This window comes from candidate division KSB1 bacterium, from assembly GCA_034506255.1.
Taxonomy (GTDB): domain Bacteria; phylum Zhuqueibacterota; class Zhuqueibacteria; order Zhuqueibacterales; family Zhuqueibacteraceae; genus Coneutiohabitans; species Coneutiohabitans thermophilus.
Window position 1 is genome coordinate 494,297 of the sequence record JAPDPX010000003.1, and the last position, 21,304, is coordinate 515,600.

Genomic DNA, 21,304 nt, shown 5'->3' on the forward strand with positions numbered 1-21,304 from the left:
CGCCGCCGATCAAAAAGGGGAGGCAGCGCAGACAGCCTGTCTGCCGACAGGCATTTTCGTAGTTTCGGGGGACACAGATGAACGCCGATCCCCGCTGATTTTTGTTGGTATCTGCTGATCTGCCACATGAGTCAGTCTTTCAACAACGCTGCGAGCGCGCTGCCTGCAGCGCCTGCCGGTACCGTCCCCGTGGGCATCGTCAGTGCCGGCATGCACCTGCCCGCCGGTTTCCTCACCGCCGCCGACATTGCCGCACAAAGCGGCCTGCCGGAGTGGGTGGTGCGCGACAAGCTCGGCATTCACAAAAAGTACATCGCCGGCGCCGATGATCATCCCAACGACATGGCGCTGGCCGCCGCGCGTGACTGCCTGGCCCGCGCCGCCATTCCCGCCAGCGAAATCGACCTGGTGCTCTGCACCACCGAGGAGTGGAAGGAATACGCGATGTGGACCGCCGGCATCGATCTCGCCCACCGTCTGGGCGCCCCCCGGGCGTGGGCAATCGATTTGCACATGCGCTGCTGCACCACCATTGCCGCCATTAAAATCGCCTGCGATCTGATGGCCTGTGACGACAGCCTGCACACCGTGCTGATCGCCGGCGGCTACAACGTCAGCCGCTTCGTCAATTTCAAAAACCCCCGCACCTCGTTTCTGTTCAATCTCGGCGCCGGCGCCGGTGCCCTGCTGCTGCGCAAGCACTGGCCGCGCAATCGCGTGCTGGGCGCCCATCTCCTCAGCGATGGTTCGATGAGCCGGCATGTCATCGTGCCTGCCAGCGGCACGCGGGAACATCCCAGCGACGCGGCAGTGGCCGCCGGCCGCTTTTATTTCGACCTGGTCGAGCCCGAAGCGATGAAGAACCGTCTGAACGAAGTTTCCATGCACAACTGGCTCACTTGCATCGACGAGGCGCTGCGCAAGAGCAGCCGGCTCGTGGGCCGGACATTGACCCGTCGCGACATCGGTTTTCTCAACATGATCCTGGTCAAACCCTCGGCGCATCGCGAAATGCTGCAGCACCTCGGCCTGCAGGAAACGCAGTCGGTTTATCTGGCGGAGTATGGTCATATCGGGGAGCAGGACAATATCATCGCCATCCGCGAAGGCGAGAAGCAGGGCCGGCTGCGGGACGGGGATTTGATGGTGATGGTGGGCGCGGGCATCGGCTACGTGTGGGGCGCGGCCTGCGTGCGCTGGGGCCCGCTGTGAGTGAGCGCGAGTATCCGCACCCGGCAAGCTCGCACGCGACGCGGCGTTCGAGAAACGCCGGTGCCGCCGGATCGGCGCATTCCCGGAGGACCGGCGGCTGCAAAAAACCAAAGACATGGAGTGCGGCTGTCATGCCGATACAACCCTCAACCTATGTTACGGACTGGCTGCACAAGCGGGCGTGTTTGACGCCGGAGCAGCCGGCGCTGCTGGATCGCGCCAGCGGCCGGCAGTTGACTTTTGCCGAGTGGAACGCGCAGGCCAACCGCACCGCCAATTTTCTGCGCGCCCTGGGCGTGCAACCGGGTGACCGCGTCTCGGTGTATGCCTCCAATTGCCCGGCCTATCTCGATTTGCTGTTCGCCTGCGGCAAGATCGGCGCGATTCTGCACAACCTCAACTGGCGGCTGACCGTGTTCGAACTGCGCGTTTTGCTCGCCGAAGCGGAGGCCAAAGTGCTGTGCTATTCGCCGGAGTGGCGGCTGCAAGTGGAGGAGCTGCGGCCGGCGCTGGGCAACACCACGATCGTGGCGCTGGGCGAGCCGGCGGCCGGCGAACGCGGCTTCCACGAACGCGAGCAGTACGCCGACATTTTGCCCGATCCCGCGCAGCTGCACAGCGATGATGCCTGGGCCATCTTCTACACCGGCGGCACCACCGGCCTTCCCAAGGGCGCGGTGCTCACCCACGGCAACATGACCTGGAACAGCATCAACACGGTGACGAGCTGGGGGCTGACCGCGGCGGATTGCGCCGCGCTGCAGCTTCCCCTGTTTCACATCGGCGGGCCGAACATTTTCATGCTGCCGCTGGTGCACGTCGGCGGCCGCACCATCCTGTGCCGTGGTTTCGAAGTCGACGAAACCTTCGATTTGGTGGAAAGTGGCGCCATTACCCTCTATGTCGGCGTGCCGACGATGTTCATCATGCTGCAGCAGCATCCGCGCTGGCAGCAGGCGGATTTCTCCCGCCTGAAGCTGGTCATCAGTGGTGGCGCCTCCTGCCCTCTGCCGGTGATGCAGAAATTCTGGGACAAGGGCGTCGATTTCAAAACAGGCTACGGTCTGACGGAGGCCGCGGGCAACAATTTCTGGCTGCCGCCGCCACAGGTGCGTCGCAAACCCGGCGCGGTGGGGTTCCCGCTCTTTCACATCGACATGAAAATCGTGCGGCCCGATGGCAGCCGCTGTGCCGCACAGGAGGCCGGCGAACTGTTGATTCGCGGGCCGCATGTCATGGCCGGCTACTGGCGCAAGCCGGAAGAAACCGCCGCCGTGCTGCGCGACGGCTGGCTGCACACCGGCGATCTGGCGCGCCAGGATGAGGAGGGCTGTTTCTACATTATCGGCCGCAGCAAGGACATGTTCATCAGCGGTGGCGAAAATGTTTACCCTGCGGAGGTGGAGAGTGCCTTGCATGCCCATCCCGCCGTGGCGGAGGCGGCGGTGATCGGCGTGCCGGATGAGACCTGGGGCGAGGTCGGCAAGGCCTTCCTCGTCCTGAAGGCGGGCAGGCAGGTGAGTGAACAGGAACTGCTGGCATTTCTCCGGACGCGACTGGCGAAATACAAAATCCCGCGCTCCTTCGAATTCCTCGCCGCATTGCCCAAAACAGCAATCGGCAAGATCGACAAGAAGAAGCTGCAACCAGGCCCCTGAAACCGGCGGTGCCCTGCGGCAGTGGTTGGGAAAGGTGAAACCCTCTTGGATGGTCAACTCGATGTCAATGGCATCAATTTGCACGTCGAGCAGCGCGGCCAGGGTGAGCCGCTGCTGCTGATTCCCGGTTTGGGCGCCGGCACCTGGCTGTGGCAGCACAACGTCGAGCGCTTGAGCCGCCATTTTCACCTCATCATGCCGGAATTGCGAGGCAGCGGCCGCTCCGACAAACCCGACCATCCCTATTCGGTCCGGCTCTTTGCGCAGGACATGCTGGCGCTGTTGGATGCCCTGAATGTGCCGCGCGCCTTCGTGCTGGGAGCCTCCCTGGGTGGTTTTGTGGCGCAACAACTGGCGGGCGGCTGGCCGGAGCGCGTGCGCAAACTGGTGTTGGTTGCCACCTCGCTTGGCGGCCAGTGCCAGATTGGGCCCAACGGTGAAATCCTCAGCCGGCTGATCCGGCCCCACGGCCGCACCCGCCTGGAGCGCCTGCAGGATGCCTATCCGCTCAGCTTCTCGGCGGATTATATCGCCCGGCACGCCGAAGAGCTCGAACGCCTGACGCAATGGCGCCTCGAACATCCGCAGCCGGAATTCGCCTATTACCGCCAACTGCTTGCCGGCAATGCCTATCACGGCGAACGCTGCGCGCAAAAGATCACGGCGCCCACCCTGCTGTGCTTCGGCCGTGATGATGAAATCGTGCCGCTCGCCAATGCCGCGGCCCTGCGCGAAAAAATCCGCCACGCGCAACTGGTGACCTTCGAAGGCCGGCATCTCTTCTTTTATGAACACAGCCGCCGCTTCAACCAGGTCGTCCTCGATTTCCTGCTCGCCCCGGTGGAAGCCTTGCCCTCTTCACCGCAAACATTCAACCAACCGCTCGCGACCCTATGAAAACGCAACAATCCGCCCCCGTGCTTGCGGTCATGGCCGCCGCGCTCGGCTATTTCGTCGATCTCTACGATATCGTGCTGTTCGGTGTCGTCCGCGTCGCCAGCCTCACCGACCTGGGGCTGAGCGGTGATGCCCTCACCTCCAAAGGGATTTTGCTGCTCAACCTGCAAATGATCGGCATGCTCCTCGGCGGGGTGGGGTGGGGCATCATCGGTGACAAATTCGGCCGCCGGCTGGCGCTGCTGGCCACCATCGCCATGTATTCACTCGCCAATATTGCCAACGCCTTCGTGCAGGGCCTCGCCGATTACGCCCTGCTCCGCCTGCTTGCCGGAATCGGTCTGGCCGGCGAGTTTGGCGCCGGCATCACCCTGGTTTCGGAAATTCTGCCGGCAAGGTACCGCGGTTACGGCACCACCGTGGTGTCGTTCCTGGGGCTGGTGGGCGCGCTCACCGCTTCTTTCGTGGGCAGCGCTTTTCACTGGCGCACCGCCTACCTGGTTGGCGGCCTGATGGGCCTGGTTGTCCTGCTTGGCCGCTTTCTCAGTCTGCGCGAGTCGGAAATGTTCGCTGCGCAAAAAAGCAGCGGCCGCGAAATGGGCAACGCCCTGCTGCTCCTGCGCTCCCGGCGTGCTTTGCTCAAATATCTCGGGGTGGTGGCGGTGGGCGTGCCGATCTGGTATGTTTCCGGCATCCTGGTCACCTTCTCGCAGGAATTCAGCCAGGCGCTCGCGTTGCACCGGCTGGTGCCGGCGGCGGAAACGCTGCGCTGGCAGGCCGTCGGACTCGCGATCGGCAGTGCGCTGACAGGTGTCATCAGTGAAATGATCAAAAGCCGCAAACGGGTGGTGTGGGGCTGTTTTCTGCTGATGGCCGCGCTGATCGTGACCGTGCTCAGCCTGCGCCGCGTCTCCGCTCTCGCTTTTCTTGTGCCGATTTTCATCATCGGCCTGGGCCAGGGTTACTGGACGGTGTTCATTACCATGGCCGCGGAGCAGTTCGGCACCAACATTCGCGCCACGGTGACCACCTCCGTGCCCAATTTCGTGCGTGCCATGGTGGTACCGATGACCACGGTGCTCGATGCCACGCGCCACCAGCTCGGCTTGATCCCCAGCACCCTCGCCATCGGCGGCGTGGTTTTTCTACTCGCCTTTTGGGCGCTGTACAACATGAGTGAAACGCACGGCCGCAACCTCGATTTTGTCGAAGAAGGTTGAACGCACCCACCCGCGCCTGCCCGCCTGGCGGAACCAGCGGCAGGCAGCCGCCCGGTCTCGCGCAACCCGAAAAACAGGCTTGGAACCGCCGCACCCAGCGCACGGCGGTACAGCTCCCCAACAGCGCCCGGGTGAGCATGGGATGCTGCAGGCAGCTCTTTAGACCCGGGAAGCCGCCTCAGCTCGAAAGGACTTCTCCTGAGTGACAACACAGGCTGTGCGCACACAGGCAGCGCAGACCGGCTGTCCCATGCTGCCAACCTTTGTGCAGCGATAAAATCCCAAAGCCAGCACACACAAGGACACGAAGCCGGGGGGATTGCGCAAAGAGTAACCGTTCCGCACGATTTGACCGTGGCTTTATCCTGCGATCCTGCGGATGCTCCCGGCAGGAATGCAGCGGCCAAGTCGTGAACGGTTACTGCTAAGATTTTTAAACCATGAAACCGGCCAGGAGCACGGGGGAAAACCTGGCGGCCGGTGTGATTGCTGCGGTGCGGCAGCCTGATGTTGGGCAACTGCCGCAATAAACTCGCCGCGGTCCCGGCGTGAGAGTTGTTTGCTTTGTTTGATCTGCCTGCCGGCTGGCAGCCCGCGATCTTCCCCCGCAAAATCACAATTGCGCTGCACGCTGGATTTGCTTAGGTTGTGCCGGCGGAGATGGCTGTATGGTGTCACCCTGGAAAAACCATCCCTCCCGCCCGCGTCGGTTTGGTAGCGTCGGCATCTTGCCTGCACAAGTTTGCAGACGAGAGGTCTGGTTATGGAGTCTCTCCGGGAAAAACTTGGATCATCCGAATTTTGCGTACATTTTGCGGCAACAAGATGAAAAGAATCGCAAAATCAGTTCCGTGCCTTCTCTGCGGAGAGCCACTTGGCCTAACGTGATGGCGAACGGCCCAACCCCGCCAGGGGTGAAACGTCTAGAGTAATTGTCAACACCGCCAACTTCAAACTCCTTTGGGAGTGACATGTAACAGCGTTTGCATTCAATTCAAGAGGAGATCAATGAGGAGGCACGATGCACATGTCACCCCGAGAGGGTTCCATTTCGGCGAACGGCACTTGGCCATAAACATCTCACTCCTGTCGGAGTTCATCAGATGCAAAGAACAGTCATGTGGCCATGTACGCTTGAGTCGGACGATCTAAAACTTTCCCGCCTGCGCAGGTTTTTGAAACGCCGAGTCGCAAAGCCGCAAAACAGAATCCTGCGGGTTTCCCGGTGACTTGGCGCGAGACGATCAGGCAAATAGAAAGAAAGTCATCTGCGCAAATGAATCTCACCCTCAATCCTGTCCAATCCCTCACCGGGCGGCTGAGCGTCCCCGGCGACAAATCCATTTCACATCGCGCGTTGATGCTGGCCGCAGTGGCGCAGGGCGAAAGCCGCATTGCCGGCCTCTCCCCGGGCGCGGATGTGAACAGCACGCGGCAATGCCTGCAACAACTCGCGGTTGCGATGCAAACGGAAGGCGACACCGTCCGCATTCGCGGCCGGGGGTTCTCCGGTTTGCAGCCCGCCATGCAGGCCCTCGATGCCGGCAATTCCGGCACCACCATGCGCCTGCTCAGCGGGCTGCTGGCGGGCCGGCCCTTCACCACCCGCATCTATGGCGATGCCTCGCTCAATCGCCGGCCGATGCAGAGAATCATTGAACCCCTGCAGCGCATGGGCGCCCGCCTCGCGGCCTCGCCTGCCGGCACTGCGCCGCTCACCATCCACGGCGGCAGCCTGACGGGCATCCGCTATGAGATGCCGGTCGCCTCCGCGCAGGTGAAGAGTTGCATCTTGTTCGCAGGATTGCAAGCCGCGGGCGAGACGACGGTGCTGGAGCCGCTGCCGACGCGGGATCACAGCGAGCGCCTGCTGGCCGCGATGGGCGCGGCGGTGCAGGTGACAGACCATGCCGTGACGATTCGGCGCAGCAGTCTGCAGCCGGCGAGCATCACGGTGCCCGGTGATTTCTCCTCCGCGGCATTTTTGCTCGCCGCCGCGACCCTCCTGCCCAATGGCGATTTGATACTGGACAACATCAACGTCAATCCCACGCGCATTGGCATGCTGCACGTGCTGCGGCAAATGGGTGCGGCCATCGACCTCGAGGATCAAACCGACCGCGGCGGCGAGCCGGTGGCAAATATGCGTGCCCGGCACAGTCTCCTGCAGGCGGTGACCATCACGCCGCAGCAAATTCCGCAATTGATCGATGAGATTCCCACACTGGCCGTGCTGGCGACTCAGGCGGAGGGACAAACCGTCATCACCGGCGCGCAGGAATTGCGGGTGAAAGAGAGTGATCGTCTGGCGGTGCTGACGGGCAACTTGCGGGCGATGGGTGCAAAAGTGGAGGAATTACCGGATGGTTTGATCATCACCGGGCCGGTGCGGTTGCAGGGCGCAATGATCGACCCCCACGGTGATCACCGCATGGCCATGGCCTTTGCGATTGCCGGGTTGATCGCAACCGCGCCCGTCACCATCCAGCATGCAGAATGTGTGGATATTTCCTTCCCCGGCTTCTTCGAGCTGTTGCGCCGCCATTGCCGGTGAGGACGGGCAGTGCACGACTGCTTCCGGACAGCGGCGGCGCCACAAACATGCGCTGTGGTGCCGAGTGCCACGCGGATCGCATCGGCCGGCAAGTGCTGCAGCCGTGGCGGAATGATGCCGCCCTCAGGCGTGCAGGCGCCGCGTCACCGGCTGTCGCAGCGTTTTGAGATGCCGGTAGCCCACCAGCTTGCGCTGCTCCTCGTCCCACAATTTCAGCGGGATACATTTCAAACTCTGCCAGAAGGTCAGCGTCTCGCTGTGGTGAAAAACCGGATTCTCCTCGTAACATTTTTGCAGGTTGTAGTTCGGAATGCGGCTGCTGAGATGGTGAATGTGATGGTAGCCAATGTTGCCGGTGAACCATTGCAGGATTTTGGGCAGGTGGTAAAAGGAACTGCCCCGCAAAGCCGCCAGGACGTATTCCCACTCGTCATTGTGTTCCCAATAGGTGTCTTCGAACTGGTGCTGAATGTAGAACAGCCAGGTGCCGGCCGTGGCGGCAAAGACTTCGATGGGCAGGTGAATCATCACCAGCTTGCGAAAGCCGAGAGTGAAGCCGAGCAGCAGGACCAGCGCGAACAGGGCGAAGTTGGTTAAATGGAGATTGCGGCGCTCGCGAATCCATTGCCGGGAAGCCGCGGAGGGAAAGCGGTTCATCACCAAAAAGTAGAACGTCGGACCGATGACGAACAGGATGAGGGGATTGCGATAAAGGCGGTATTTCAGCCGGCCCCATTTCGAGAGTGCCAGATACTCGCGCACGGTCAGTGTGGTCACGTCGCCAAAGCCGCGGCGGTCGAGGTTGCTGGCACCGGCATGATGCATGGCGTGGGACTTGCGCCAGTACTGGTAGGGCACCATGGTCAGCACGCCGCACAGGAACCCGACAATGTTGTTGGCCCTTTGTGATTTGAAAAATGCACCATGGCCGCAATCATGCTGGAAGATGAAAATGCGAATCAACAGGCCGGCGCCGATCGGCGCCAGCGCCAGCGTCAGCCAGTAGGAATAATCCAGGCTGAGATACATGAGATACCACACCGCGAAAAACGGCAGGGTGGTATTGAGCAACTGCCAAATGCTTTTTTTGAGATCGGGCTTTTGATATTTGGCAACGATTTCATTCCAGTTGGATTTCACCGCCTCGAGGCTGAAGGTCATGGGGCATTGTCCTTGGGAAAAGAGTTGAACTTTTGGGCTGTATCCGCGGTCCGGGCAATGTGAAGAAGTTTCCCGTGCGAGTCAAGCGCTTTTCTGGAAATTTTTGACTGAGGCAAGGCATTCACCAACAAGCGGAGAACGATCCATGTGGCTGGTCGAGAAGGATGCCCGCAACAAATGGTGCCCGATGGCGCGGGCGGGATTTCGCCGGCATGAAGCAACCTCTCTGACCATCAATCGCAAAATCGGCAGCGGCAAAGCGGATCCTGATTGCCTGTGCCTGGCGGGCGAATGCATGATGTGGCGCGCCGTTACTGTGGCCAAAGGCCAGGAGACGCTGGTCTTGGGCTATTGCGGCCTGGCCGGCCGGCCGGAAGGCAACCCGGAAGATCAAAAGAGCTGACCTCGGGCCGGACAATTGCCACGGCGCAACCTGTGACGCGCCTCGCTGTTGCGACAGCAGGTACGGGCCGGCCGCGATCAGCAACAGAAGCCGACCCGCGGACAACAACGCCAGCGGCAGCAACACCGAATCCAGATTGCTGGCGGACAGCTTTGGCGCAATGGCGGTCAACGCGACTCGGAAACGAGGTCATCGCCGGCTGCCATGCGAGAACGCCAAGCTGGCATTGCTTTGCCTGCTTGGCGCCTTGGCGGTTCAAGAAATCTTCGCGGTTGGGATTTGGGGGGATTATTCTCATGTGCGCTTGCACGTCAAGCAAGATGACAACGTCGTGCAGACCTCCTGTCTGCAGGCTGGCAGCGCGAGGCTGCCGATCTAGAGAGACAAAACATCTGTTTTCATCGCGAAGAACCGTAGCTTGCCATGAAAGCTATTATCCAAGCCGGTTTGCCGGCTGGTCATGGTCCGAACCAAACAAAGCCGGGTCCCCTCAAACTTCGCGTTGTTTTCGGCTTTCGCGGTTCTGAACCAGTTCAGGTGAAAAAGTTGATGCCACAGGGCTGACAGCCTGTGCTAATGGAATTTTGTGGTGCCTGCTTTCCCGAATGGCTTTTTCGTCACGAGCAGGCCTGATGGATTGTACCCCTTCTCCTCTTGAGGGGCGACAGCAGCAGCTTCCGCGGAGCGGCCATGGCCGGCATCGTTTTTAACACACTGCCTGCTGCTCCCGCGCTGTTCACGCACCACCAGTTGGCGGCGTTGATCTCGAACCGTTTCCCCGCATGATCGATGGCCTGCTGCGCACCGGCGGCGAAGCCGGTCCCCGCGAGTGTTTTTTCAATTTCATGCCGGTCTCTTCGTGGCAGCGCGGCTTGGGCCTCAGCGGTTTTCGGCGACTTGTTTGAGTTCGCGGCTGCGCTGGTAGAATTCCTGCAAATTCATCTCTTTCAGAAAAACCAGGCCGCGGGTGGCGCGAATCAGCGCGCTCTCATGCTGGTGAAACCATTCCCGCCCCAGGCAAATCTTGATGCGCTGGTACTGTTCGGCCTGAATTTTCTGTGCCAGCTCGGAAAACGGGCCGTCGTGTTCATAGCTGGGGAACGAAGCATCTTTCTGCGAAATGAAAGTGTTCATGAAGGCGCTTTGCATCACCGAAAACATGTTGAGGGACACCGGCACGTAGAGATTGGCCTCGCTGGGATGGAAACGGAACCAGACGTTGCGGTAGCCCCACACTTTGAGATCGGAGCGGCCGCTGTTTTTTTCGTAGCGTTTCAGGGCTTCGGTGATGGCCTGCAGGACCTTGTAATGGGTGTCGGGGCCGCTGGCCTCGGGGTCGAGCGCCACGCTGACGACATCGGGCCGCACCTCTTCAAGTTTGCGCAGGATGGGGATGACGTCGCGTTCGATGGTGGGTTCCTGCGTGAAAATATCACCGGTGTAGAAGCCCAGGCGCAGATGCAGGACGTTGGCACAATCCCAGCCGAAATAGCCCCACAAACACTCCGCCTCCCATTCCCGGCACATGCCCTTCAGGCGCTGAATGTAGTCGGGATCCTTCTTGCCGGGATACTGCCTGTCGAAATAATGCGTCAGCTCGGCGATGCGGTCTTTGAGGTTGTTGAGATCGTGCTCGTCGAAGAGTTCGATGAGATTGCGCAACAGACGCCGGGCGGTGCCCTCGTCCTTGACGCGATTGCGATTGGCGGCCACGCCGTCGAGATATTGCCAGACATCGCGGTTGCGGCCCTCGTCATTGTCCGGCTCGAAGTAGCCCTCGCGCAGCAGGGTGGCAAATTCGGGCTGGTCGATGAACTCGCCCAGGCGGTCGAGCTGTTGCCGCATGTACTGGTTGGTCACCGCGGTGAAGCCGCTGGTCAGGCAGACGAAATAATGGGTGTTGCTGGCATCGCGCATGTGGCGCACGATGGCGGGCAGATAACCCAGCATCAGATCATCGTGGTGGGGTTCGGTGTGAAAGAAACGGGTGTTGCGCAACAGCGTGCGGCCCCTCTCGATCTTGGTGATCAGATTGCGTTCGACCAGCGCGGTCAGCGCAGCAGGCTCCTGCTGGCGTTTCGCCAGGATGAGGTGGGCGTTGCGATCTCCGAGAAAATCCTCCTCGCGCAGCTCGCGCACGCGTTTGCGCAGCCGCACCGCAAGATCGACCACCACCCGCTCGACCTCGGTGTCGTCAACGGTGGGCGCGTTCAGCAGCAGCTCATGCTGGCGCTCGACCAGCCGTTTGGCCGCCCCCATGGTGAGATAAAAGCGGGCATTCGGCAGCACCTGCAGGGCCGTGGCGGGATGGCGGATGCTTTTTTCACTTTGCACCGCGCACGCCACGATTTCGGCCTTGGCTTCGCCCGCGGCAATGATGATGGCGGTGCAGTTGGGATTGTAGGTGATGGTGCCCAGGCCGATGGTGATCACCAGCCGCTTGCGCGCCACTTCGATGCCGCCCAGATCGGTGGCCGCCGCCGCCTGGGTTTCGTAGTTCGTGGGCGTCAGGCGGGTGGTGCTGTGATGATCGGAGCCGCGCACGTTGAAGCCGATGTGGCCGTCCGGGCCGATGCCGCCGAGGAAAAAACCGATGCCGCCCAGCGCCCGGAGGCGGTTCTCATACTCCTGGCACCATTCATCGATGCGCTCCAGCACGCGCTTCTGCTGGCGTTCGCGCGCGGTTTTACCCTGCCGGTAGCGCAGCTCGAGGTTCACCTCGTTGTCCGGCCAGACGCCCGCCAGCGTCTCGTTTTTCTCCAGGCCGATTTTGGAACAGTCAATCAGCATCGCCTTCCCGGGATCCAGCCCGAAGCCTTCGAGATAGAACTCGCGCACGTAGTAGTAAAAGCTGTTGTGCTGGTGGGGATTGATGGGGTAGAACTCGTCGATTTGCACAAAGTACAGGCTGCGCATATCCGGCACGATGGCGGGATCGACCCCGTTGCGTTCCAGTTCCGCCTGCGTGTCCCGGTTGTCCCAATGTCCCAGCAGGTGGGTGACCCACTTGATGAAGTGTTCCGGCGTCTTGCCGGTGGGCAGGGAAATCACGCCGCCGGGGTTGTGCTGCACCCATTCGAGGAAGCGCATCGCCGCCAGCTTGCCGAGTGCCGGAAAGTTGGGGACGACGATGGTTTTGATTTTTTCCGTGGGTGGATAAAGCGCCCGAAAGGGTGAAGCCTCCAGGGCGATGCGTTCGACGCGGGATGATTCGTCACGGGTGGAGTCAGACATGAGCCAATCCTTGCAACCATGAGGGTAAGAGGTTTGCTTTCCCAGCGAAATACCTGCAGCGCCTCAGTATGGGCGCGTGGCTTTCGATGGAGAAAGAGCGGTGGCAGGCACAGCCCGCCCACCGGCCGGGCGAATGTGAAACAACCGGCGGTGAATATTGCCGAAAGAAAAACCGCCGGCAATCTAACAAGTCGGCGGCAAGAATGCAAGGTTGGCGGCGGCACAGGAAGTGAATGACGGGCGGGCACCAGACGGCAGGCGTCCGGTGAAAGGTGCGATGCGAGGAACCGTGCACGCCAAAGAGAAGGCGGTTGCCGACCGTTTGCTTCGCCGCCGCTGCCCGGCGGTGCCTGCCAGCGGCGCGTTACCGCGTGGCAGTGACGACAGCGGCGGCATCACGCGCGGCTTCAGACGGTCTCCAACCGCGGCTGCCGTTTCGCGAGAGGCGGGCGCTCCCCGGCGTCGACATACTCGTTTTCGGTGAGGAAGGCTTGCAATTTTTCCGCGTGGGGACTCGCGGTCAGCAGTTGGTTGATATAGGCGGCCTTGTGGGGATCGTGCCGCCATTTCTGGATCGAGCTTGGGTCAAAATCGCGCAGCCGGTGCATATAGGGCAGCATGCGGGCGGAAACATTGCTGGCTTGCAGGTTTTCTTTGAGGCGACTCCATGATTTGAGATGCCGCCGCAGACAGAGTCCCAACTTGTGATGCAGCAACTGCTCGACGCGCTGCGATTGCAAAATCACGTCTTCATATTTGATCGTGAGAAAACAGGGAGAGTTCCGCAGCTCATGTTCGAGTTGCCGGCCGGCGGCGATGCTGTTTTCCCACAACTCGGGGGTGACGTAGTATTTTTGCGGATCCAGGGCGTGGCGGCTGGTGAGCACATCGCGGGGGTCGCGAATCAGGTTAATGATGAAAACCTGGTAGCGTCTGGCATAATCCGCCAGGCGACTGACTTGCGCCGGCCGCCACCAGTTGGCGTAGCGCTTGGTAATGAAAAAGCCGGGATTGTGGCCGCCGGCCGCCTCCCGCCATAATATGAAAGAAAGTTTGAGGCCCGGCGCACTCCACGGCGCTGTTTCCCGGTCAAACAAAATGGTATTGGCGAAGGCGATCATGGCGTAGTGCAACATGGTTGTGCCGGAGCGTGCACAACCAACGATGTGAACGCGTTTAAGGCCGGCACGCGTGAGCAAAAAACGCTTGGCTTCCTCTTTGAGAAAAGCCACCGGTCGCAGACCAAAGGATGCCATCATCGTGTCCTCTCATGGTTGCAGTGCAGTGCTGTTGATGGTCGTGGAAATATAGCCGGCAGGATTTACAGGAAAATAATGGCATCATTAAGTGGCTATGAACGAAAGTGCCTGCCACATCTGCCAGCGCCGGCCTTGACTTTGCCGGTGGTGTTGGGTATTTTGCCCGCCAATTCGTCTGCAACGGGCAGGAGGTTCCCTGTCCGCTGCCTGGAAGAAGAAACATGTCGACTTTCGCAGTGCTCATGTCTCAGCAAGCAAGTGAGGATGACGATGGATACCTTCGGCAACGCGATTCTCGGGATGGTTTTCCTGGCGCTGTCGTTCGCCGGCACGTTTTTGATGTACAAATTGTGGGGCTATCCCTTCGATGAAAAGACCCTGAAAAGCTCGGCGCCGCGACCGATGATGCTGTTGCACCGCACCATCGGGTATCTCTATCTCGTCATTTATCTCTATTTGATGTCGCAGATGCTGCCGCGTCTCTGGCAATATCAGGTCGAGCTGCCGGCGCGCACTGTGGCGCATCTGATGCTGGGCATGGCCATCGGCGTGATTCTGCTGGCCAAGATCGTGATCGTGCGGTTCTTCAAATATCTGGAAGGGCAGATGGCACCGATTCTCGGCACCGGACTGCTGGTGTGCACTACGCTGCTCATCGGGCTGTCGGTGCCTGTCGCGCTGCGTGAGCACTACTTGAGCCGGCGTGCCGCTGGCGGCCCGGCCTTTACCCCGGAAAATCTCGCGCGGGTCGCGTCTTTGTTGCCACAGGCCGGTTTTCCTGAAGACGTGCCGCTCGGCTCGCTTGCCATCCCGTCCGCCTTGCAACAGGGCCGCGCGGTTCTCCTGAAGAAATGCGTGCAATGCCATGACCTGCGCACTGTGCTGGTGCGGCCGAAAACGCCCGGCCAATGGCGGGAAACCGTCGCGCGCATGGCGGAACGCGCCGTGCTGGCCGAGCCGCTCAACGAATTCGAACAGCGTTTCGTCACCGCCTACCTAATCGCCATCACACCGGAACTGCAGAAATCCGTCATGGCCATCCGCCAGCAGGAGATTAAGCGGGAGGAGACCCGGGCGGCAATCGCGGCCGTTACCGCCACACTTCCCGGGGAGCTTGCCGGCGCACCCGCCGCTGCGGCTTTCGATCACCCCGCGGCCCGCAGCCTGTTCGAGCGAACGTGTTCGCAGTGCCACAGCCTGAGCAACGTCGAAAAAAATCCGCCAGCCAACGCGACGGAAGCCACCGCGCTGCTCGATCGCATGATCGACAATGGCCTGGAGGTCACCGATGAAGAATTTGAACAGCTCGTGCTCTACCTCACGCAGACCTATGGCAAAAATTGAAGCAGCAGATTCCGCGCGGTGCCCCGCCTGCCTGTGGCAAAGCCCTCCCGTAGTCAGGCGTGGCTCCGTAGCCCGGGGCGCCATCGCATCCCGCATTTTCCCTAGCCGGCCAAAAAGGATTTGTTATTCAAGCAAAAATTTGCTATGCTGTGCCGCTTTGCCGACGCTTGGCTTGGGGCGCAGCAGATGATTTGACCTGTGATCCGCCGACCCCTTTCGGGGTCCCATATTTGGGCACAACCTCTCAAAAATAGGCAGACTAAATGCGTACTTCCCGTTTCCATTTTGACGCGTTTGGCGCGAACAAATTCTTGCTTCGTCTCAGGGGCGGCAAGTTGTACCCCGCCTGGCCAATTTCGAGTCAATTATGCTCATGAATGACGGGTTGATTTCCATCCAGCCCGGGCTGACAACATCTCTCTCCCACCGCCACTTCCTTCAGTTTCTGAAGCCAGATACCTTTTTTCATTCCCATAAGCTAATCACAAAAAATTATTTCACTTGGCTCGTTGATTTTTCTGCCTTCTCGCCGGCACTGCGGGCACTGTGCTCAGTCCTTTCTTGCTGTCATCGCATAGACTTGTATTCCGGCACAAGCCTTGCGTTGCCGAAATCGGGCTTCCTACTTCACGCAACCCACCACACCCTCGCACCACGGCCAGGAGGAAACTAACCCATGAAGATGAGCACCTGAAAAAAATTGGAGCCGGTCATGCCAAAGAAAATCACTCTGATGGTCCGTGCCGCCAGCCTGAAACTGCTCCTGCCAGCTTTTTTTCTTCTCAACTCGCTCCATCCTTTTGATTCCCCACTTGTCGCCATGCAAAGTCTGAGTCTCAGCGCCAACGGCCTCGATCCGGCGAAAATCAAGCTGCGCATCGACAAGGATGGTGACGGCCTGTCTGATCACGAGGAAAAGGCTCTGGGCACAAACCCCCGTTCACCAGACAGCGACAAGGACGGACTGATTGACTGTGATGAGATCAACCGGCATTTCACTGATCCCACGCAGGCAGACTCGGACCGCGACGGCCTGTCGGATTTTGATGAGATCGAAAAATATCTCACCGATCCCAAGCAGCGCGACAGCGACCAGGACGGCCTGGAGGATGCCTTCGAGTTGCAGGAGACACTTACGGATCCACTCCGGCCGGACAGTGATCATGACGGTTTGCCCGACGGCGAAGAGGTTTTGCAGTACCGCACCGATCCCCGGCGGCGGGACAGCGATGGCGATGGCCTTAGCGACGGGGAGGAGGTCCGCAGCCTGCTCTCCAACGCCCTTGCCACAGACAGCGACGGTGATGGCGTGTCCGATGAGCAGGATCAATGCCCCACTGAGCTCGAAAGCGTCAACAATTATCAGGATCATGACGGTTGCCCGGACGAACAGCCGGCCTTTTGGGTGGAAATCGGACAGTCCTTCCTGCTGAGCCGCGTCACCTTCGCGGAGGGGCAGACGCAGCCCATGCCGCACTCCCTCGAGCAACTCGACAGTGTGTGCCGCACCCTGCAGGCGTTTCCAGAGCTCGCTTTTGAGATCCGCGGCTATGCCGACAACAGCGGGGAAGCCGGACAAAACCTGCAAATCTCCCTGGCGCGGGCACAGGCCGTGTATGATTATCTCGTGGCCTGCGGGATCAGCCGCGAGCGTATTCGCTGCGCCGGTTTTGGCGAAGCCAATGCCATCGCCCCCAACACCAGCGCCGAGGGTCGTGCCAAAAACCGCCGTATTGAGCTGTATCGTTTGCATTGAGCCGGCCGCGCTGCCAGCGCTCCGCAGTGAGATTTTCCCACCTTTTTCGCGATTGCTGCGGCAGTCGCGGTGACTATTTTTTTTCTGCCCTCCCTCTTGCTGCTCTCTGTGTCAGACCAAAATTCCTCAAATTGTCCTGCCTATCGCAGAAAGCTCGTCGAACTTTTCCACGCCCGGCGCCGCCGATGACCAGCGCCGCCTCGACAACGTCTCCTTTCCCGGTCCCTGCTGCGGAATTTTCAATGAAACAGAGCCATGCCCTCCCTCGGTGAACAGCAGAGCTCTCTGCCAACCCCCTTGATCCTGTTCTGTGAAAATCCCGTTGGCTGGATGTGCGAGCACCGGTCCATTTCTCAGCGGCATTCCACCCGGCATGACATCAGCACAGCGCCCTTGCACAGCTTGCGAAATCCCCTGTGCCGCCCGCCCAGCGGGACTGCCGACTTGACTTTTGCGGCAAGACTTGTAGATTGCCGATGAGCATTTGGGGCATGAACCGGCACAATACATGTTTCCGGCCCCCCAAATTATCCGATAGCTTTCACTGTTGAGGAGGAGGCAAGATGCGAAAACGTGTGGCACAAGTTTTTGTTTTGGTCATGATGCTGGCGGGCGCGGCCGCCCGGGCCCAAGAAGCGCCGAAGCCGGAGCCCAGCGGCTGGAAGAAGGGTCTCATTGGCGTATTGACCCTGACCCAAAATTCGTACAGCAACTGGACGCAGGGCGGTGAAAATGCCGTGGCCTGGAAGGGTGTCATTGAAACTCTGTGGGAAAACAATCAGGCGACGATCAACTGGAAGAACACCGCCAAACTGGCCTATGGCCAGGTCAAGCAGGGCGATCAGGAGGTGCGCAAGAGTGACGATGAGCTGCGGGTGGAATCGGTGCTGACCTACAAAGTCGGCAAGTACCTCAACCCTTACATCTCTTTCAACGGGTTGACGCAAATTGCCAATGGTTATGACTACAGCAAGCAACCGCGGCTGTTGGTGTCCGACTCTTTCGATCCCACTTTTCTGCGCCAGAGCATGGGCATGGGTTACAAGGCCTCCGGGAATTTCGTCACCCGGCTGGGCCTGTCGCTGAAGGAGACCATTGTCGGTACGCAAGCCTTCCGGCCGCTTTATGGCAACACGCTCGATGAGAACGTGCGGGTCGAAACCGGCATCGAGTCGGTGACCGACTTCTCGCACAAACTCGAGGAGAATGTTCTGTTCACCAGCAAACTGGAAATGTTCAGCGCCTTCGAGCATTTCGACAAGGTGGATGTCAACTGGGACAACACGCTCACGGCCAAACTCGGCAAACTCTTCACGGCCAATCTTAATGTGCGTCTGCTGTATGATGAAGACCTCTCGAAGAAGCGACAGCTCAAACAAGTGCTGGGCTTTGGTGTGTCCTATACCTTTTTCTGACGCGGCGCCGTCACACCCCGGACGGCCGCGGTGGAACGAATGAGTGGCCGGCGGCTTTCCCCCGACGGCCGGAATTTTCCCGTGTGAGGAGGAGCAACATGTTGCAAGAGTTCAAAGAGTTCGCGATGCGCGGCAATGTCGTGGACATGGCGGTGGGCATCATCATCGGTGCGGCCTTCGGCAGCATTGTCAGCTCGCTGGTGAATGACGTGATCATGCCGCCCGTGGGCCTGCTCACCGGCGGCATTGATTTCAGCAATCTGGCGGTCACCCTGCAGCGCGAGCCGGTGGTGGCGATCAAGTACGGCGTCTTCATCAACGCCGTGATCAATTTTCTCATCATCGCTTTTGCCATGTTCATGATCGTACGTGCCATGAACCGGCTGAAGAAGAAGGCGGAAGCCGCGTCCGCCGCGCCCACCACCCGGGAATGCCCGGAATGCCTGATGCCGATTCCACTCAAAGCCCGGCGCTGCGGCCATTGCACCGCTGTGGTGGCGTAAAGCCGTGTGTTCGTGCCCGGATCAGCGGACACGGATCCGTCTCCCGTGCCCGGTATCCGGCAGCAAGGATCATGCATCCCATTTCAAACCATGACTGATTTTGAAAAACTCGGCGTGTTTTACCTGGGGCGCGCCTATGATCTGGCCGCCAGACAGGCGAAACAGCATCTCATTCTCTACGACTCCAAGGATCTCGTCACGCACGCGGTGTGTGTGGGCATGACCGGCAGCGGCAAGACCGGCCTGTGCATCGGCCTGCTGGAGGAGGCCGCGATCGATGGCATTCCCGCGTTGATCGTCGATCCCAAGGGTGATCTCGGCAATCTGCTGCTCACCTTTCCGGAATTGCGGCCGGAGGATTTTCGGCCGTGGATCAATGAAGACGATGCGCGCAAGAAAGGCCTGACCCCGGAGACTTTTGCCGCGCAGCAGGCCGAGCTGTGGAAAAAAGGGCTGGCCTCCTGGGGCCAGGATGCCAGCCGCATCCGGCGGCTGCGCGAAGCGGTGGACTTTGCGATTTATACGCCCGGCAGCTCGGCGGGTCTGCCGGTTTCCATCCTGCAGTCTTTCGCTGCGCCCGGCGCGGCGGTGCGCCAGGACAGCGACGCCCTGCGCGAACGCATTGCGACCACCGCCACCAGCCTGTTGGGCCTGCTCGGCATCGCCGCCGATCCCATCAAAAGCCGCGAACACATTTTGATTGCCACCCTACTCCAGCACTACTGGCAGCAGGGCGTGAATCTCGAGCTCGCCACCCTGATTCATGCGATTCAAACACCGCCGGTGGGCAAAATCGGCGTGTTCGATCTCGAGGCGTTTTATCCGGCGAAAGAACGGCTGGAGCTGGCGATGGCGCTCAACAATCTGCTGGCTTCCCCGGGTTTTCAGGCATGGCTGGAGGGCGAGGCGCTCGACATTCAGAGTCTGCTTTATTCCCCGGCCGGCAAGCCGCGGCACGCGATTTTTTCGATCGCGCATCTTTCCGATGCCGAGCGCATGTTTTTCGTATCCCTGCTGTTGAATCAGACGCTCGGCTGGATGCGGGCGCAGGCGGGCACCACCAGTCTGCGCGCGATCTTCTACATGGATGAAATCTTCGGCTATCTGCCGCCGGTGGCGAATCCCCCTTCGAAAGCGCCGCTGCTCACCCTGCTCAAACAGGCGCGCGCGTTCGGCCTGGGTGTGGTACTCGCCACGCAAAATCCCGTCGATCTCGATTATAAAGGCCTGTCCAATATCGGCACGTGGTTTTTGGGGAGATTGCAAACCGAGCGCGACAAGGCGCGCGTGCTCGAGGGGCTGGAAGGCGCCGCCAGCGGCGGCACCTTCGACCGCAATCTCATGGAACAAACGCTGGCCGGCCTGGGCAACCGGATTTTTCTGATGCACAATGTGCACGACGACAAGCCGGAAGTCTTCGAGACGCGCTGGGTGATGTCGTATCTCGCCGGCCCGTTGACGCGCAGCCAGATCAAGACGCTGATGGAGGCCCGCCGGCGGCCGCCCGCGGCTGTACCGGCTGCGCCGGTCGCGACCGCCGCACCGGTGACCAGTGCCGGCCGGCCGATTTTGCCGGGCACGATTCCGCAAGTGTTTCTGCCGGTGCGCCGGGAAGCACCGGCAAACAGCCGGTTGTTGTATCAACCGTTTTTGTTCGGTTTGGCGCAGGTGCAGTTCAGCGACGCGAAAAAAGGCGTGGACGTGATGCAAACGCTCAGCCGTCTGGTGCCGATTACCGACGAGGTGCTGGCAGTGAAATGGCAGCAGGCTGTTGAGGCGGGCGTCACGGAAGCAGAGCTGCGCAGGGAAGCCGAGGCGGGAGCAGGTTTTGCCGGGTTGCCGGCGGCTGCGGCCCAGGCGGCGAATTACAGCAAATGGCAAAAGGAATTCGTGGCGGAGTTGCAACGCAGTTGCGTCCTGGAGCTGTTCAAAAGTGCGCGCTCCAAGGAAATTTCCCAACCGGGTGAAAGCGAGCGTGATTTCCGCGTGCGCTTGAGCCAGCTCAGCCGCCAGGATCGCGATGCGGAGATGGAAAAGCTGCGACGCAAATATGCCCCCCGGCTGGCGGCACTCGAGGAGAAAATCCGGCGCGCGGAGGAACGTGTGGCGCGCGAGCAGGCGCAGGCGCGCAGCCAGCAGATCAACACCGTGCTGGACGTGGGCGCGACCATCCTGGGCGCATTCATGGGCCGCAAGACCCTCAGCCGCACCACCGTGCAACGCGCCGGCGCCGCCATGCGCAGCGTCAGCCGTGCCAGCCGGGAAGCGCAGGACGTGAAAAGCGCGCAGGAAACGCTCGATCTGTTGCAGCAGCAGGTGGCTGATTTGAACGCCGAGTTCGACGCCGAAGTGGCGGCGCTGGGGGCGGGCGCGGCACATACGGAAACGCTGGAAACCCTCGCCATCCGTCCGAAGAAAACCGGCATCAGCGTGCGCTTGCTGGCGTTGGCATGGGCGCCGCAGTGGGCGGGCGAAGATGGAACAATGACGCCGGCATGGTAGCAACCTGATACATTCCGTGTGGCACGCCCGGCCGTCCCGCCCATGCGGCGAAACGGCCGCGGCGGTGAAGTTCCCCTGTTAAGTCGCCGTTTTTACAATCCTGCCATTTCTGAACTTCCCGGTTTGACTTTTCCCCTGCAACAGAATGCCAGCCCTGGTATGCAATTTGTTCATGCGACAGGGCTG

Annotated in this window: 14 protein-coding genes; 11 read left to right on the forward strand and 3 right to left on the reverse strand. The window is 60.5% G+C overall.

Annotated features, from left to right (window positions below):
* The first annotated feature begins 126 nt into the window (after window positions 1-126).
* From ONB52_08145 to aroA, 5 genes are all read left to right on the forward strand, one after another.
* On the forward strand, window positions 127-1,212 hold the full coding sequence (locus ONB52_08145) for a 3-oxoacyl-ACP synthase (GenBank protein ID MDZ7416121.1): 1,086 nt from the start codon (window positions 127-129) through the stop codon (window positions 1,210-1,212).
* Window positions 1,213-1,343: 131 nt separating this feature from the next.
* Entirely contained in the window at window positions 1,344-2,870 is a 1,527-nt protein-coding gene (locus ONB52_08150) for a long-chain fatty acid--CoA ligase (GenBank protein MDZ7416122.1), read from the forward strand.
* Between the two features lie 45 nt (window positions 2,871-2,915).
* The gene (locus ONB52_08155; protein ID MDZ7416123.1) at window positions 2,916-3,767 is read left to right on the forward strand and encodes an alpha/beta hydrolase; all 852 of its coding nucleotides are present in this window, start codon (window positions 2,916-2,918) and stop codon (window positions 3,765-3,767) included.
* Window positions 3,764-4,987, forward strand: coding sequence for an MFS transporter (locus tag ONB52_08160; GenBank protein ID MDZ7416124.1), 1,224 nt, complete (start codon window positions 3,764-3,766; stop codon window positions 4,985-4,987). Before ONB52_08155 ends, ONB52_08160 begins: the two co-directional genes overlap by 4 nt.
* Window positions 4,988-6,263: 1,276 nt before the next feature.
* Window positions 6,264-7,541: a 3-phosphoshikimate 1-carboxyvinyltransferase gene (gene aroA / locus ONB52_08165; protein ID MDZ7416125.1), complete on the forward strand. Its 1,278-nt coding sequence runs from the start codon at window positions 6,264-6,266 to the stop codon at window positions 7,539-7,541.
* Window positions 7,542-7,664: 123 nt separating this feature from the next.
* On the opposite strand, the gene ONB52_08170 is transcribed toward aroA, so the two are convergent.
* Entirely contained in the window at window positions 7,665-8,702 is a 1,038-nt protein-coding gene (locus ONB52_08170; protein MDZ7416126.1) for a fatty acid desaturase, read from the reverse strand.
* Between the two features lie 145 nt (window positions 8,703-8,847).
* Between ONB52_08170 and ONB52_08175 the strand changes: the two genes are divergently transcribed.
* Window positions 8,848-9,105 (forward strand): hypothetical protein, encoded by a 258-nt coding sequence (locus tag ONB52_08175; GenBank protein MDZ7416127.1) that lies wholly within the window; start codon window positions 8,848-8,850, stop codon window positions 9,103-9,105.
* An 879-nt stretch (window positions 9,106-9,984) separates the two neighbouring features.
* On the opposite strand, the gene ONB52_08180 is transcribed toward ONB52_08175, so the two are convergent.
* On the reverse strand, window positions 9,985-12,339 hold the full coding sequence (locus ONB52_08180; protein MDZ7416128.1) for a glucosamine-6-phosphate deaminase: 2,355 nt from the start codon (window positions 12,337-12,339) through the stop codon (window positions 9,985-9,987).
* 407 nt (window positions 12,340-12,746) lie between these two features.
* On the reverse strand, window positions 12,747-13,598 hold the full coding sequence (locus tag ONB52_08185) for a sulfotransferase domain-containing protein (protein MDZ7416129.1): 852 nt from the start codon (window positions 13,596-13,598) through the stop codon (window positions 12,747-12,749).
* 264 nt (window positions 13,599-13,862) lie between these two features.
* Here ONB52_08185 and ONB52_08190 point away from each other — a divergent pair, with 264 nt between their 5' ends.
* The 5 genes from ONB52_08190 to ONB52_08210 all read left to right on the forward strand — a co-directional run bounded on the left by ONB52_08190 (window position 13,863) and on the right by ONB52_08210 (window position 21,118).
* A complete protein-coding gene (locus ONB52_08190) occupies window positions 13,863-14,942 on the forward strand; it encodes a cytochrome c (protein ID MDZ7416130.1) in 1,080 nt (359 codons plus the stop codon).
* 712 nt (window positions 14,943-15,654) lie between these two features.
* Window positions 15,655-16,698, forward strand: coding sequence for an OmpA family protein (locus tag ONB52_08195; protein MDZ7416131.1), 1,044 nt, complete (start codon window positions 15,655-15,657; stop codon window positions 16,696-16,698).
* Between the two features lie 563 nt (window positions 16,699-17,261).
* Window positions 17,262-18,113 (forward strand): DUF3078 domain-containing protein, encoded by an 852-nt coding sequence (locus ONB52_08200; GenBank protein ID MDZ7416132.1) that lies wholly within the window; start codon window positions 17,262-17,264, stop codon window positions 18,111-18,113.
* A gap of 98 nt (window positions 18,114-18,211) precedes the next feature.
* Complete coding sequence (gene mscL / locus ONB52_08205) at window positions 18,212-18,616, forward strand: large-conductance mechanosensitive channel protein MscL (GenBank protein ID MDZ7416133.1); 405 nt, start codon at window positions 18,212-18,214, stop codon at window positions 18,614-18,616.
* Window positions 18,617-18,706: 90 nt separating this feature from the next.
* Window positions 18,707-21,118 carry an ATP-binding protein gene (locus ONB52_08210; protein MDZ7416134.1) on the forward strand — a complete coding sequence of 804 codons (2,412 nt, stop codon included), beginning with the start codon at window positions 18,707-18,709 and terminating at the stop codon, window positions 21,116-21,118.
* Window positions 21,119-21,304 lie beyond the last annotated feature (186 nt).

Excerpts from the sequence above, each read along its gene's own strand:
- aroA (MDZ7416125.1), top strand. The coding sequence starts at position 6,264 with ATGAATCTCACCCTCAATCCTGTCCAATCCCTCACCGGGCGGCTGAGC.
- ONB52_08185 (MDZ7416129.1), bottom strand. The coding sequence starts at position 13,598 with ATGATGGCATCCTTTGGTCTGCGACCGGTGGCTTTTCTCAAAGAGGAA.
- ONB52_08170 (MDZ7416126.1), bottom strand. The coding sequence starts at position 8,702 with ATGACCTTCAGCCTCGAGGCGGTGAAATCCAACTGGAATGAAATCGTT.
- ONB52_08210 (MDZ7416134.1), top strand. The coding sequence starts at position 18,707 with ATGACTGATTTTGAAAAACTCGGCGTGTTTTACCTGGGGCGCGCCTAT.
- ONB52_08200 (MDZ7416132.1), top strand. The coding sequence starts at position 17,262 with ATGCGAAAACGTGTGGCACAAGTTTTTGTTTTGGTCATGATGCTGGCG.
- ONB52_08195 (MDZ7416131.1), top strand. The coding sequence starts at position 15,655 with ATGCCAAAGAAAATCACTCTGATGGTCCGTGCCGCCAGCCTGAAACTG.
- ONB52_08175 (MDZ7416127.1), top strand. The coding sequence starts at position 8,848 with ATGTGGCTGGTCGAGAAGGATGCCCGCAACAAATGGTGCCCGATGGCG.
- mscL (MDZ7416133.1), top strand. The coding sequence starts at position 18,212 with ATGTTGCAAGAGTTCAAAGAGTTCGCGATGCGCGGCAATGTCGTGGAC.
- ONB52_08150 (MDZ7416122.1), top strand. The coding sequence starts at position 1,344 with ATGCCGATACAACCCTCAACCTATGTTACGGACTGGCTGCACAAGCGG.
- ONB52_08160 (MDZ7416124.1), top strand. The coding sequence starts at position 3,764 with ATGAAAACGCAACAATCCGCCCCCGTGCTTGCGGTCATGGCCGCCGCG.
- ONB52_08180 (MDZ7416128.1), bottom strand. The coding sequence starts at position 12,339 with ATGTCTGACTCCACCCGTGACGAATCATCCCGCGTCGAACGCATCGCC.
- ONB52_08190 (MDZ7416130.1), top strand. The coding sequence starts at position 13,863 with ATGACGATGGATACCTTCGGCAACGCGATTCTCGGGATGGTTTTCCTG.
- ONB52_08145 (MDZ7416121.1), top strand. The coding sequence starts at position 127 with ATGAGTCAGTCTTTCAACAACGCTGCGAGCGCGCTGCCTGCAGCGCCT.